This is a genomic window from Amycolatopsis thermalba, assembly GCF_023376025.1.
Lineage (GTDB): Bacteria > Actinomycetota > Actinomycetes > Mycobacteriales > Pseudonocardiaceae > Amycolatopsis_E > Amycolatopsis_E thermalba.
Window position 1 is genome coordinate 6616013 of sequence record NZ_CP091196.1, and the last position, 13415, is coordinate 6629427.

General features: G+C 72.3%; 12 protein-coding genes and 1 pseudogene. 5 read left to right on the plus strand and 8 right to left on the minus strand.

What is annotated here, in order from left to right:
* Nucleotides 1-86: 86 nt before the first annotated feature.
* Nucleotides 87-1817 carry an ABC transporter family substrate-binding protein gene (locus tag L1857_RS32055; RefSeq protein WP_369806792.1) on the minus strand — a complete coding sequence of 577 codons (1731 nt, stop codon included), beginning with the start codon at nt 1815-1817 and terminating at the stop codon, nt 87-89.
* A 192-nt stretch (nt 1818-2009) separates the two neighbouring features.
* Entirely contained in the window at nt 2010-3932 is a 1923-nt protein-coding gene (typA, locus tag L1857_RS32060; protein ID WP_116112467.1) for a translational GTPase TypA, read from the minus strand.
* A gap of 142 nt (nt 3933-4074) precedes the next feature.
* Between typA and L1857_RS32065 the strand changes: the two genes are divergently transcribed.
* On the plus strand, nt 4075-4230 hold the full coding sequence (locus L1857_RS32065) for a hypothetical protein (protein WP_167481539.1): 156 nt from the start codon (nt 4075-4077) through the stop codon (nt 4228-4230).
* 39 nt (nt 4231-4269) lie between these two features.
* On the opposite strand, the pseudogene L1857_RS32070 reads toward L1857_RS32065, so the two are convergent.
* Both L1857_RS32070 and L1857_RS32075 read right to left on the minus strand, forming a co-directional pair.
* Nucleotides 4270-5054: pseudogene (locus L1857_RS32070) on the minus strand (integrase core domain-containing protein); the annotation flags it as partial.
* Nucleotides 5055-5155: 101 nt separating this feature from the next.
* Complete coding sequence (locus L1857_RS32075) at nt 5156-5455, minus strand: YciI family protein (RefSeq protein WP_027934134.1); 300 nt, start codon at nt 5453-5455, stop codon at nt 5156-5158.
* A gap of 300 nt (nt 5456-5755) precedes the next feature.
* Here L1857_RS32075 and trpS point away from each other — a divergent pair, with 300 nt between their 5' ends.
* Nucleotides 5756-6721, plus strand: coding sequence for a tryptophan--tRNA ligase (gene trpS, locus L1857_RS32080; protein WP_116112465.1), 966 nt, complete (start codon nt 5756-5758; stop codon nt 6719-6721).
* A gap of 205 nt (nt 6722-6926) precedes the next feature.
* On the opposite strand, the gene L1857_RS32085 is transcribed toward trpS, so the two are convergent.
* Genes L1857_RS32085 through L1857_RS32095 form a run of 3 tightly spaced genes read right to left on the minus strand, consistent with a single transcriptional unit; the run spans nt 6927 to nt 9342 of the window.
* On the minus strand, nt 6927-7313 hold the full coding sequence (locus tag L1857_RS32085; protein WP_249467181.1) for a (deoxy)nucleoside triphosphate pyrophosphohydrolase: 387 nt from the start codon (nt 7311-7313) through the stop codon (nt 6927-6929).
* Nucleotides 7310-8605: a sensor histidine kinase gene (locus L1857_RS32090; protein WP_162831170.1), complete on the minus strand. Its 1296-nt coding sequence runs from the start codon at nt 8603-8605 to the stop codon at nt 7310-7312. Before L1857_RS32090 ends, L1857_RS32085 begins: the two co-directional genes overlap by 4 nt.
* Nucleotides 8606-8637: 32 nt before the next feature.
* Nucleotides 8638-9342 (minus strand): response regulator transcription factor, encoded by a 705-nt coding sequence (locus L1857_RS32095; protein WP_162830641.1) that lies wholly within the window; start codon nt 9340-9342, stop codon nt 8638-8640.
* 144 nt (nt 9343-9486) lie between these two features.
* Here L1857_RS32095 and L1857_RS32100 point away from each other — a divergent pair, with 144 nt between their 5' ends.
* From L1857_RS32100 to L1857_RS32110, 3 genes are read left to right on the plus strand one after another with little or no spacing between them, the layout of a single operon-like run.
* The gene (locus tag L1857_RS32100; RefSeq protein ID WP_116112457.1) at nt 9487-10545 is read left to right on the plus strand and encodes a LolA family protein; all 1059 of its coding nucleotides are present in this window, start codon (nt 9487-9489) and stop codon (nt 10543-10545) included.
* Nucleotides 10542-11546, plus strand: a complete 1005-nt coding sequence (locus tag L1857_RS32105; RefSeq protein WP_116112455.1) for an ABC transporter ATP-binding protein — start codon at nt 10542-10544, stop codon at nt 11544-11546. The genes L1857_RS32100 and L1857_RS32105 overlap by 4 nt, the downstream gene beginning before the upstream one ends.
* A complete protein-coding gene (locus L1857_RS32110) occupies nt 11543-12409 on the plus strand; it encodes an ABC transporter permease (RefSeq protein WP_094004725.1) in 867 nt (288 codons plus the stop codon). The genes L1857_RS32105 and L1857_RS32110 overlap by 4 nt, the downstream gene beginning before the upstream one ends.
* Here L1857_RS32110 and L1857_RS32115 read toward each other — a convergent pair.
* Nucleotides 12406-13413 carry an ABC transporter ATP-binding protein gene (locus L1857_RS32115; protein WP_094004724.1) on the minus strand — a complete coding sequence of 336 codons (1008 nt, stop codon included), beginning with the start codon at nt 13411-13413 and terminating at the stop codon, nt 12406-12408. The genes L1857_RS32110 and L1857_RS32115 overlap by 4 nt on opposite strands.
* Between the last annotated feature and the right edge of the window lie 2 nt (nt 13414-13415).

The window sequence follows — 13415 nt, forward strand, 5'->3', positions numbered from 1 at the left end:
TTTCAGTGTTTGGCTGGGGATCGGGTTGCGGGAGAGGGGTGGCTGGCTTTCGTTGCCGGCCGCCGGTTGATCCAGCCGCGCGCCGCTCAGCGGGGGCTGCGGGTCCAGTTCACCGCTTCGCCGAAGGGGCCCAGCAGTGGGGGTCCCACCGTCATCCCGGAGATCCCCTGTCCCGTCGCCAGCGTGTCGGCCAGCTGGAACAGCGGCATCACCGTGTGCTGGGCCCACAGCTTCGGCTCCAGCTCGGCCAGCGCGTCGGCCAGGGGCTTCTTTCCCGTGAGCGCCTCTTCGATCGTCGTCTGCAGTGTCTCGTCGCAGACGGCGGCCGGGTTGGCCGGGATCACCGCGACGTTCGCCGACGGTGTGGACTGCCCGGGGCGGCATCCGAACGTCGAGGCGAGCACCGTCGCCGCGTCGCCGCCCACCGGGAGTGGCACCACCGCTATGTCGACCCCGACGGCACCCGAGTTGCCCGCCGGGGCGGTCGAGCCCTGGCTGACCGGCAACGCCAGCAGGTTGGCGAACAGGTCCCGCGGCTGGGCGTTCAGCGTGTTCACCTGGATGCCGGCCGCGATCAGCTGGTTGCTCAGCTCCTTGGCCATGCTCGCGTAGGGCTCCTGCTGCCCCGGCGACGCGACGACCAGCGTGAGCGCCTTGCCGTCCTTGCGCCAGATCCCGGCTTCCTTCACGTAGCCCGCCGCGGTCAGCAGCGACTCCGCCTTCGCCGGGTCCGGCACTCCGTACCCGGCGGGGATCGTGGGCGCGTACCCGGCCTGCGACGGCCACCGCACCTGCGCCTCGGCCCGCAGCCCGGCCGACGGGCCGCCTCCGGTGCCCTCGTCGATCAGGGCGTTCCGGTCGATGAACGCCGACACGGCCTCGCGGACCTGGTCGTCGACGAGCGGGCCGTTCGCCGGGCGCAGCAGCACCTCGGCCACCCGCGGCCCGGCCACCGTGGTCAGCTGGACCGCCGGGCCGAGCGCCTGGAACTGGTTCAGCCCGGCGCTGTCGGTGCGGGACATCACGAACTGGTCGTTGCCGCTGCGCAGTGCCCCGGCCAGGCCGGTGGCGTCCGACCGGCGCAGCACGATCTGGTCCACCGCGGCCGGCTTGTCCCAGTAGCGCTCGTTGCGCTCCAGGATGATCTCACCGCGCGCGTTGTCCCGCGTCTTGATCGAGAACGGGCCGCCGTAGGCCGGGAAACTGTCCTGCAGCGCACCCTGCCAGCCGCCCGGGGCGTCCTTGAGCAGGTGCTGCGGCAGCAGGTTCGAAAACAGCGTCTGCCAGCCCGGGTACGGCTCGGCGAACGTCACCTGGACGCCCTTGCCGCCCTCGCTGGGCTGGATGCCGCTGATCAGCCGGTACCCGGCGGGCTGCACGACACCGGGCTGGTCGCGCATCGCCTCGGCGAGGTAGACGAAGTCCTCCACCGCGATCGGCGCGCCGTCGGACCACGAGGCGTCCTGCCGGATCAGGTAGGTGACCGTGAACGGGTCGGTCGAGGTGACCTCGGCCGAGCGCATCAGCGTGGTGTCGAGCTGGTACTCGCCGTGGGCGTCGGGCCGGAACACCGACGGCAGCAGCATCTGCGACAGCGCCGTGGTGATGGTGGACTGGTCGGCCAGGTTGTGCGGGTTGTACCCGCCCGCGATGTCGTCGACGCCGATCACGATCTGCGACGCCGTCGGCACCGCGGGGGTCGACGAGTGGGCCACCGGCGAGGTCACCACCGGCGGCGGCGGGGTGCTGGTGCAGGCGGCGGCCACCGCGGTCAGCAACACCGTGACCAGTGCCGCCGCTTTACCGCTTCCCCGCACGCTGCCTCCCCTGATGAGCCCATGATGGTGTCACAAGGCCTGTAGCCGCGGTACCGAGATTGCCAGACCGGCCGGGACTCGCTGTCACCGGATCAGGTACCGCCGAAAGGTGGACGTTGCTGAGCGTGTCGTGGTTCCCCCGGACAACGAAACGGGGGACGTCCACCGCGATGGACGTCCCCCGCTCAGACCTCAGCCGCGCGACTTGGCGCGCGAACGCTCCTTGGCCCGCTGCGTGATCTCCAGCGTCACCTTCCGCACGCGCACCGCGTTCGGCGCGACCTCGACGCACTCGTCGGCGGCGCAGAACTCCAGCGCCTCCTCCAGGCCGAGCTTGCGCGGGCGCGCCAGGCGCTCCAGCTCGTCACCGGTGGAGGAGCGCATGTTGGTGAGCTTCTTCTCCTTGGTGATGTTGATGTCGAGGTCCTCGGCGCGCGGGTTCTCGCCCACGACCATGCCCTCGTACACCTCGGCGCCCGGCTCGACGAAGAACGTGCCGCGGTCGGCGAGCTGGATCATCGCGTAGGAGGTCACCGGGCCGGACCGGTCGGCGACCAGCGAACCGCTGTGCCGGGTGCGGATCTCGCCCGCCCACGGGTGGTAGCCCTCGAACACGTGGTTCGCGATGCCGGTGCCGCGGGTCTCGGTCAGGAAGTCGGTGCGGAACCCGATCAGACCGCGGGCCGGGAGCACGAATTCGAGCTTGATCCGGCCGGTGCCGTGCCCGCCCATGTCCTCCATGCGGCCCTTGCGCGCCGCGAGCAGCTGGGTGACCGCGCCCAGGTGCTCCTCGGGGATGTCCAGCGTGAGGCGCTCGAACGGCTCGTGCAGCTTGCCGTCGATGGTCTTGGTGACCACCTGCGGCTTGCCCACGGTCAGCTCGAAGCCCTCGCGGCGCATCTGCTCGACCAGGATCGCCAGCGCCAGCTCGCCACGGCCCTGGACCTCCCAGGTGTCCGGGCGCTCGGTGGGCAGGACGCGGATCGACACGTTGCCGATCAGCTCCTGGTCCAGCCGGGCCTTGACCAGGCGCGCGGTGACCTTGTCGCCGCCGTTGCGGCCGGCCAGCGGCGAGGTGTTCACGCCGATCGTCATCGAGATGGCCGGCTCGTCGACGGTGATCCGGGGCAGCGCCACCGGGTTCTCCACGTCGGCCAGCGTGTCGCCGATCGTGATGTCCGGGATGCCGGCGATGGCGACCAGGTCACCGGCCGAGGCCTCCTGCGCGGGCACCCGCTCCAGCGCCTCGGTGACCAGCAGCTCGGAGATCCGGACGTTCTGCACCGCGCCGTTCTCGCGCAGCCACGCGACGGTCTGGCCCTTGCGGAGCTTGCCGGCGTGGATGCGGATGAGCGCGATGCGGCCGAGGAAGTTCGACGCGTCGAGGTTGGTGACCAGGGCCTGCAGCGGGCTCTCCGGGTCGGCCTGGGGCGGCGGCACGTGGCGCAGCAGGGTGTCGAACAGCGGGTCGAGGTTCTCGCTGTCGGGCAGCTCACCGTCGGCGGGCTGCTCCAGGCTCGCCCGGCCGGCGCGCGCGGAGGCGTAGATCACCGGCAGGTTCAGAATCGAGTCCAGGTCTGTGTCTTCCAGGTCCTCGATGTCGCCCGCGAGGTCGAGCAGCAGGTCGTGGGTCTCTTCGACGACCTCGGCGATGCGGGCGTCCGGGCGGTCGACCTTGTTGACCACCAGCACGACCGGCAGGCCGGCCTGCAGGGTCTTGCGCAGCACGAACCGGGTCTGCGGCAGCGGCCCCTCGCTGGCGTCGACCAGCAGCAGGACGCCGTCGACCATGGCCAGGCCGCGCTCGACCTCGCCGCCGAAGTCGGCGTGGCCGGGGGTGTCGATCACGTTGATGGTGACCGGGCCGTCGGCGGTCTGGCGGCGGATGGCGGTGTTCTTGGCGAGGATCGTGATGCCCTTCTCACGTTCCAGCTCGCCCGAGTCCATGACGCGGTCGACGAGCTCGGCACGTTCGCCGAAGGCACCGGACTGCCGCAGCATGGCGTCGACCAGGGTGGTCTTGCCGTGGTCGACGTGCGCGACGATGGCGACGTTGCGGAGGTCGGTGCGGACCTTCTCGGCGGTTGCTGTGGGCACGCGAGGGCTCCTGAACATTTCGAAGGGATGAATCGCGGGCCCGCTTTGGCATACGCGATCCCGTTCAGGATACCCGGTACCACATTGTGACCAGGGCCACGGTGGATGATCACTTAGGTTCACCTAACCTAAGGGCACCTCGGAGCTGTGGAGTGGTGGTTTGGGCAAGAAGGACGCGGACCCGCGCAAGGTGGTCCGCAAGCTCATGAAGGCCGGCAAGGTCAAGAAGAAGTGCTGCCGGTCGAAGCCGCGCTGCAAGAAGTGCCCGGTCCTCGCACTCCAGCGGGCGAAGGCGGACCTGAAGAAGGCGGCCTAGGTGTACTTGGCCATCAGGTTGGTGGCAGTCGGCTGGTGATGGGTGGCTGCCGAGTGCGCCGCGGCGGTGTTGGGTGTTGTAGTGCTTGAGCCAGGGTGCAAGTGCGGTTGCTCGTTGGGTGTTGCTGGTGAAGACCCTGCCGGTAGGCCCACTCGGTGTGCAGGGTGCGGTGGTAGCGCTCGACTTTGCCGTTTTGCCAGGGGCAGTGGGGTTTGACGAACCTCTGGCGGATGCCGTGCTCGGCGCAGTCTGGCGTAGGGACCAGCGGTAGGCCCAGGCGTTGCCGGTCATCAACCGCTCGATCCGGGGATGCCGCGACGGGCGAAGGAAGGCAGGGCACGTCGCGCCTTTGTCGTCGGGCAGGATCGCGGAGCAGGCCGGCCGGGAGTGTTCATCGGCCAGGGAGTGGACGTCGTCGAACCCGACTTTGGTCGTGCGGTCCCGAGTGGTTTCCTGCTGGGTGCGGCCGTGGGCCCGCCACCCTCCTCCGCCGGGGATGCGGCCGATCTTGTTCACGTCCATATGCACCAGCTCGCCCGGTCGGTCGCGCTCATACCGCACCGCACTGGCCCTGCTTGACCGGATACCCGCCCCGGTCAACGGGTCCAGCATCGACAACGACGGAACCTGACGGCAGGCCAGTACCCGCGACACCGTCCGTGCCGGCACACCCAGTTCCGCGCCCAGCCAGCCCGGGGCTCCGACGCCCCCGCTCCCGCAGCTCGACGATCCGTCGAGATATGAGCCTGCAGCCACCCCGCGTGATATCGCTGGACGATCAGCAACATGCACAGAAACGTGGTGCGCGCATAACAGTGAGGCACGAAAGCCGCCGGTCAAGCGTGGCCCTAGACAAGCACACCCAACCAGGGGCTCCCCCATCTCAAGATCACCCCACCCCTACCAACGTCCTGGCCGAGTACACCTAGACGGCCAGCGCTTCGTTCACCAGGCGGAGTTCCGGCGCGGTGCGGGTGGCGCCGAACTCGACGATTTCGTGCCGCGCCAGCCGGCGCAGGTGGAACGGATCCGAGGCGAGGATCGCCTCCAGTTTCACGCGGGGCATCGGCCGCGTGATGATGACGCAGCCGGAATGCGGCGTGCGCCGCCCGGCGGTCAGGAACTCGCCTGACCGGAAGTGCCGGTCCAGCCATTTCGCGTGGTCAGCCAGGTAGTAGTCGACTTCCTCCACCGGGGCCGTGTAGTCGATCAGCACGATGTACATACCTTCACGGTAGCCCCGGGAACGGCCCCCGGGAAATGATTCTCAGCCATTTGCCAGTAATCTGTGCGACACCGGTTCGACAATCCAAAGAATTGCTTTCCGGAAGGCAATGTGGATATTACTTTCGGCCGCTGCTACGCTGCTGGTGTGCGCACGATCGCGAACTTCTGGTGGCCGCCGGCAGGCGGTCCCACCGACGTGCGCTGACACCAGCACCCACGACGAGGCCGCCCGCGCAGGCGGCCTTCGTCGTTCCCGGGGGCCGTGGCGGGGGTGGCCACCGACCCGAGGACACCACCGATGCGAATTTCCGGGATCACCCCGTCCGGCCACACCCACCTCGGCAACCACCTGGGCGCGATCCAGCGCTGGGTGACCGACGGCGGCCCGGACGACCTGTACTTCGTGTCCGACCTGCACGCCATGACGACCACCCACAACCCGGCGAAGCTGCGCGGGCGGACCAGCGAGATGCTGGCCGTCCTTGTGGCGGCCGGGATCCCCGCCGAGCGCGTGTTCGTGCAGTCGGACCTGTCCCGCGAGCTGGGCGCGCTCACCTGGATCCTGGAGTGCACCTGCAGCTACGGCGAGGCCGCGCGGATGATCCAGTTCAAGGAGAAGGGCAGCGGCCAGCCGGGCGTGCGGCTGAGCCTGCTGACCTACCCGGTGCTGATGGCCGCCGACATCCTGCTGCAGGGCGCGGCGGAGGTCCCGGTGGGCGAGGACCAGAACCAGCACGTGGAGCTGGCCCGCGCGCTGGCCCGGCGGTTCAACAGCACCTACGGCGAGGTGTTCACGGTGCCGCGGCCGGTGCTGCCGCCGACGGGCGCGCGGGTGCGGAACCTGTCCGACCCGGCGCGGAAGATGTCGAAGTCGGCGCAGGAGGAGGCCGGGGTGGTGTTCGTGCTGGACGAGCCCGACCTGATCCGCCGCAAGGTGCGCCGCGCGGTGACGGACGGGTTCAGCGGGGTCGCGTACGCGCCGGAGGAGCGCCCCGGGGTCGCCAACCTGCTGGAGATCCTGGCCGGCTGCCGGGGCGCGCGTCCGGCGGACGTGGCGGCGGAGTTCGCGTCGTACGGCGAGCTGAAGGAGGCCGTGGCGGAGGCGGTGATCGAGACGCTGCGCCCGATCCGGGAGCGGACGCTGGAGCTGCTGGCGGACCCGGCGGAGCTGGCCCGGATCCGCAAGGAAGGCGCGCACCGGGCCGCCGAACGCGGCGAGCACCGCCTGACCTCGGCGATGCGGCTCGTCGGCGCGGGCATGTGACCCGGGATTGCTGATCCGGCAACTTTCCGTGCCCGCGAGGAGCGCCCGTGCCAGGGGTGGCGGCCACGCCTCCCATCACGCGCCGTCGTGACCGCCCGCAGAGGACCGGTCAAGGGGACCGGGACGTGCTGGCGGGTCCCCTCGCCTACCTGCGCTGCGCTGGACCCTCACCCACGACGCCACGCCGGGCATCCTGGACGCTGACTCAGCGCAGCAGCAGCCGCAGGTCGGGGAGCAGTTCCAGGTCCGCGGGCAGCCACTGGACGCTGTCCAGGCCCGCCTCGTCGAGCCAGCGCAGCGCCTTGTGGTCCAGCGCCTCCGGCCGGGCGCGCTCGTCGGTCAGCGAGGCGGCGAACACGCGCAGCACCAGTCCGGCCCGCAACGGCACGTCCGGGCCGACCCGGGCGCCGACCGCGACCTCCACCCCGAGCTCCTCGCGACACTCCCGCCGCAGGGCGTCCACTTCGGACTCACCCGGCTCGACCCGGCCGCCGGGCAGCTCCCACAGGCCCGCCACCTCACGCGGATACGCGCGCTGCTGGGCGAGCAGGGACCGGCCCCGCACGATGGCCGCTCCCACGATCACCTTCACGAGGTGGAGACGTTACCGGCCGCCCGCCACACGATCTGGAAGCGGGCACCGCCCTCGGGGGACTCGCCCACCGACACCCGCCCGCCGCGCCGCCGCACGGTTTCGGCGACCATCGCCAACCCGAGCCCGGTGCCGCCGGAGGTGCGCGCCCGGTCGTCGCCGACGCGGTAGAACCGGTCGAACACCCGGTCGCGGTGCTCGGGCGGGATGCCCGGCCCGTCGTCGTCCACCACCACCCGCACGGTGGAGTGCCCGGGCAGCACCGACACGACGATCTGCGACGAGGCGTACCGGCAGGCGTTGCGCAGCAGGTTGTTCAGCACCAGCTCGACCTCGGAGTGCGCCGCGTGCGCCCACGCCTGCCCGACCACGCCCGTCACGCGCACCGCGGGCGATCCGGGCGGCAGGCGGTCCGCGGCCGCGCGCGCTTCGGTGAGCAGTTCGACCGCCTCGGCGGGCGGCAGCTCCCCGGCGTCGGACCGGGCCAGCGTCAGCAGCCCGTCCAGCAGCGCGGACAACCGCTCGGCCTCGGCGAGGATGTCGGCCAGCGTCTCCTGCGCCAGCTCCGGATCGGGGTTGGCGACGGCCACCTCGGCCTGCACGCGGATCGACGCAACCGGCGAGCGCAGCTCGTGCGCGGCGTCCCCGGTGAACCGCCGCAGCCGCTGGGCCGCCTCCTCCTGCCGCGCCAGCAACGCGTTGAAGTCCGCCGCCAGCGCACGCAGCTCGTCGTCGGCCTCGGGCAACGGCACCCGCTCCCCCGGCGGCAGCGCGCGGACCGTCCGGCGCAGCCGGCTCACCCGCCGCAGCGCGAACCGCACCACCAGCCAGGTCGCGACCGCGGCGAGCGCCGCGCCGAGCCCCGCGGCCCACAGCAGCCAGGTCGCCGCCTTCTGCACGGCCGCCCGCTGGCCCACCAGCCCGGTGCCGGCGGCGACCAGCCGCAGCTGCCCGTCCGGCGCGGTCGCCACCGCGCCCAGCCACCGCATCCGGTCCACGGTCACCGGCTGCCCGGCCTTGAGCGCACGCACGTCACCCGGCCCGAGCGGGGGCGCCGGACCGCCGTCGACCGGTGCGCCCGCGGTGTCGAGCACGCGCAGGACCACGCCGTCCGGCGGCCCGGGCAGCCCTCCCGCGGACACGGTCGCGACCGCCGGGCCGAGCGCCTCGGCCAGTTCGGTGTCCACGGAGGAGTCCCGCAGCGGCCCGAGCCCGCGCCCGGCGACAACGGCGAGGCCGAGCAGGAACGCCAGCGTGACCGCGGCGGCCGGCGCCGTGATCCGGAACTGCATGGACCGGCGTTCCCACCACCGGCGGAGGAAGCTCACCCGGGCAGGACCTCGTCCAGCGCCGCGTCGGAGGCCAGGTAGCCGTGCCCGCGCACGGTCCGCACCAGCGCGCCCGCGCCGACCGCGTCGAGTTTGCGGCGCACGTACCCGACGTAGACCTCGACGACGTTGCGGGTCGCCGCCTGCTCGTCACCCCACACCGCGCGCAGCAGCTCGTCCTTGGTGACGACCGTTCCGGCGCGCCCGACCAGCACCTCGAGCAGGCTGAACTCGCGCGGGCTCAACGCCACCGGCTCGTCGTGCCAGCGCACCTCGCGGGTGGCGCGGTCGACGACGAGACCCCCGATGCGCAGCGGCCCGCGCGTCCCCTCGGTGGCGGCGCGCCGCAGCACGGCGCGGATCTGCGCGACCAGCACGACGAACGAGAACGGCTTGACCAGGTAGCCGTCGGCGCCCAGGTCGAGCCCGTCGGCCTGGTCGACCTCACCGTCCTTGGCCGAGACCATCAGCACCGGCGTGGTGATGCCCTGCGCACGCAGCGCCTGCAGCACCCGGTACCCGGACAGGCCGGGCAGCATGATGTCCAGCAGCAGCACGTCGAACGACCCGGTCTGCGCCAGGCGCAGGCCGCTCGGGCCGTCGGGGGCGGTGACCACGTCCATGCCCTCCGCCCGCAGTCCGCGGTGCAGCGCCTTGCGCACGCCGGGCTCGTCGTCCACCACGAGAATCCGAGGGTTCACGATTGACAAGCATGCCCGGTTTTTCCAGCTCGGGCGCGCGCTCTCAGCGGTCTCTCAGCATCTCAGGTCCATCTCAGGGCCGACGGAGGAGTGTCAGCGGCGGGGAAAGAGCACACTGGTGCTCGCCGACACAGGGAGAGCGAAATGCAGCCGAAGACGAAGGCCATCACCGCGGCGGTCACGGGGTCCGCGCTCGGCGCCGCCGGGCTCGCGTGGCTCGCGATGCCGGCCACCGCGGGCGAGGCCCCGGAGCTGCCGGCGATCAGCGCGGAGGAGCTGGTGCAGTCGGTGGTCACCACCAAGACGCCGGCGCTGGCCGGCACGGTCGAGGTGGACAACAACCTGGGCCTGCCGGTCTCGGCCCTGCCGGGTGGCACGAGCCTGGACATCGACGCGGCCCGCGTCTACAACGACGGGGCGGGCAACAGCAAGCTCGCCATCGAGCAGGGCGCCAGCGAGCACACCGTGGTCCGCAACGGCGCGACCGTGTGGACGTACGACTCGGCGGAGAACGCGGCGACGAAGGTCACCGTGCCGCCCGAGGCGCTGCAGAAGCCCGGGGAGTACGAGCTGAGCGACCCGGCGACGGCGACGGCGCAGCTGCTCGCGAAGGTGCGGGAGAGCAGCACCGTGACCGTCGAGGGGACGGCCCGGGTGGCCGGCCGGCCGGTCTACGAGCTGGTGCTGACGCCGAAGCCGACCGAGCGCACGCTGCTGCGCGAGGTGCGCGTCGCGGTCGACGCCGAGAAGCGGGTCCCGTTGCGGCTGGCCGTGATGACCTACGGCACCTCCGACCCGGCGTTCCAGGTCGCGTTCAGCGACATCGCGTTCGCGCCGCAGCCGGCGAGCGAGTTCCAGTTCACGCCGCCGCAGGGCGCGAAGGTGACCGAGGAGCAGGTGCCCGCCGGCCGCCCGGAGCAGCGGGACCTGGAGAACGCGGTCCAGGTCAGCGGCGACGGGTGGGACAGCGTCGTCACCGGCACGTTCCCGGCCGACGCGCTCGCGCCGCAGCAGGGTGAGCGCGGCGACAGCGTCGACCCGAAGGCCCTGCTGGCGCAGTTCGGCAAGCCGGTCAGCGGCGCGTTCGGCACCGGCTACGTGATCACCACGAAGGTCGGCACCGCCCTGATCACCGACGACGGCCGCTTCGCCGCCGGCGCGGTGCCGGAGCAGGTGCTGGTCGAGGCTCTGGGAGCGAAATGACGGAGACACTGCCGGTGGGCGCTTCGGTCGAAGCGCCCACCGCGGGTCCGGCACTGGCCGCGCGGACCAGGGGGTTGCGCAAGGTGTACCGGACCGCGGTCGCGGTGGACCAGGTCGATCTGGACGTGCCGGAGGGCGCGGTGCTGGGCATGCTCGGGCCGAACGGCTCGGGCAAGACCACCACGATCCGGATGCTGCTCGGCCTGGTCCGCCCGACCGAGGGCGAGGTGGAACTGCTCGGCAGGCGGATGCCGGAGGGCGCGCAGCGGGCGTTGCCGGACGTCGGCGCGCTGGTCGAGGGGCCGGGCTTCCACCCGTTCCTGTCCGGGCGGGAGAACCTGCGCCGCGTCGCCGCCGCCGAGCCGCGGCTGTCGTCGGCGGCCATCCCCCGCGCGGTCGAGGACGCGCTGGAGCGGGTCGGGCTGGGGCACGCGGCGCACCGGCGCTACCGGGGGTACTCGCTGGGCATGAAGCAGCGGCTGGGGCTCGCCTCGGCGCTGCTCGTGCCGCGGCGGATGGTGGTGCTGGACGAGCCGACCAACGGCCTGGACCCGGCGGGCACGCGGGAGATCCGCCGGATCATCGGCGAGCTGCACGCCGAGGGCGTCACCGTGCTGGTGTCCTCGCACCTGCTCGCCGAGGTCGAGGCGACCTGCACGCACGTGGCCGTCCTGCACGACGGCACGGTGGTGGCGCAGGGCGAGCTGGACGAGCTGCTGGAGTCCGGCACGCCGTCGCTGGTGGTGTCCACTCCGGACGGTGACCAGGCGCTCACCGCGCTGCGCGAGAACCGCATCCCCGGCCGGCTCACGCCGGAGGGCGTGCGGGCGGACCTGAGCGCGGCGACCGCGCCGCAGGTGATCGAGACGCTGGTGCGGGCCGGGGTGTCCGTGCACGAGGCGAAGCGGGCCCGCACCGGGCTGGAGGACCTGTTCGCGCGGCTGACGCAGCGGGATTCCGAAACCGGTCGCCTGCCGGATGTGGACGAGGGGGCGGCATGACCGCGACACTGGACGCGACGCCGGTGGAACGGTGGAGTGTGCCGTTCCACCGGCTCTACCGCGCCGAGCTGCGGTGGATCTTCCGCCGCCCGCGCACCCTGATCGTGCTGGGCCTGCTCGCGCTGATCCCGGTGATCATCGGGATCGGGCTGACCATCGCGGCGAACAACGACGCCCAGCCCGGCGGCGGTGGCGGCAACGACTCGCTGCTGACGTCCGCGGCCGGGAACGCGCTGGTCCTGCCGCTGGCCACGCTCGGTGTGACGCTGAACCTGATGCTGCCGCTGATCACGGCGATGTCGGCCGGGGACGCGCTCGCCGGTGAATCGTCCGTGGGCACACTGCGCGGGCTGCTGCTCGCGCCGGTGAGCCGGGGCAGGCTGCTGATGATGAAGGCGCTCGGGGTGGCGACGTTCACGCTGGCCGCGGCGCTGCTGATGGCCGTGGTCGCGATGGCGACCGGGCTGGTGATCAACGGGACCGGTTCGCTGTTCACGCTGTCCGGCAACACGCTGTCCGTTGTGGACGCGATGGGCCGGGTGGCGCTGGCGGCGGCGTGGGTGACGCTGCAGCTGTGGGCGGTCGCGGCGATCGCGCTGGCGATCTCGGCGTGCACCGAGCACCCGATGCTCGTGGTGGTGTCGATACTGGCCGGCGTCGTGGTGTCGTCGGTGCTGCTCCTGCTCTCGGCGGTGGACTGGCTGCACCCGTTCCTGCTGCCGCAGTCCTGGACGGCGATCGCGGACATCCTGCGCGACCCGATCCCGGCCGACCAGCTGGGCGAGGGCGCCATCCGGGCCGCGTGCTACGTCGTGATCGGCCTGTCCCTGGCCTACGCGCGGCTGTCCACGAAGGACGGTTAGCCGACCAGGGCCACCCCGTCCGGGTCGAGGGCGAGGTGGATCTCGTCACCCGGGTTGACGTCGGCGGACACCGCCGCGACCGCGTCCACCGTGCCGGCACCGGTGCGGACGGAGAGGCGGACGTTGTCGCGGCGGTGCACCTTGCTCAGCACCTCGCCGGCGATCCCGGCGCTTGCCAGCCTAAGGCCGGTGGGGCGCAGGCCCAGCCGGACCGGCCCGTCGAGCGCCTCGGGCACGGCGACCTCGCCGAACGGGCAGCGCACGATCCCGTCCGCCGCCCGGCCGTCGACGACCGTGATGACGCCCAGGAAGCGCGCCACGTTCTCGTCGGCCGGACGGCGCCACACCTCGCGCACGGCCCCGGCTTGGCGGATCTTCCCCGCCTGCAGCACGGCGACGCGGTCGGCGAGCGTGAACGCCTCCTCCTGGTCGTGCGTGACGAGCAGCGCGGTGATCTTCGCGCTGCGCAGCATCTCGGCCAGGTCCACGGCCAGCTGTTCCCGCAGCCCGGCGTCCAAACCAGACAGTGGCTCGTCGAGCAGCAGCAGGCGGGGCTCCGGCGCGAGCGCGCGGGCCAGCGCGACCCGTTGCGCCTCACCGCCGGACAGCTCGGTCACCCGCCGCTTCTGGTAGCCGGCCAGGCCGACCAGGTCGAGCAGCCGGCTCACCCGCTCCGCGCGCCCGGCCGCCGGCATCCCGTGCATCCGCGGCCCGAACGCGATGTTGCCTGCCACGTCCCGGTGCGGGAACAGCTGGCCGTCCTGGAACACCAGGCCGAACCCGCGCTTGTGCACCGGCACCCGGGCCAGGTCGGCGCCGTCCCAGCGCACGCTGCCCGCGGTGATCGGCTCCAGGCCGGTGATCGCGCGCAGCAGCGTCGACTTCCCGGAACCGGACGGGCCGAGCAGCGCGAGCACCTCGCCGTCGGCGATCTCCAGGTCCACGCCCGACACGGCGGTGAAACCGCCGTACCGCACGGTCAGGCCGGACACGGTCAACGCCATCG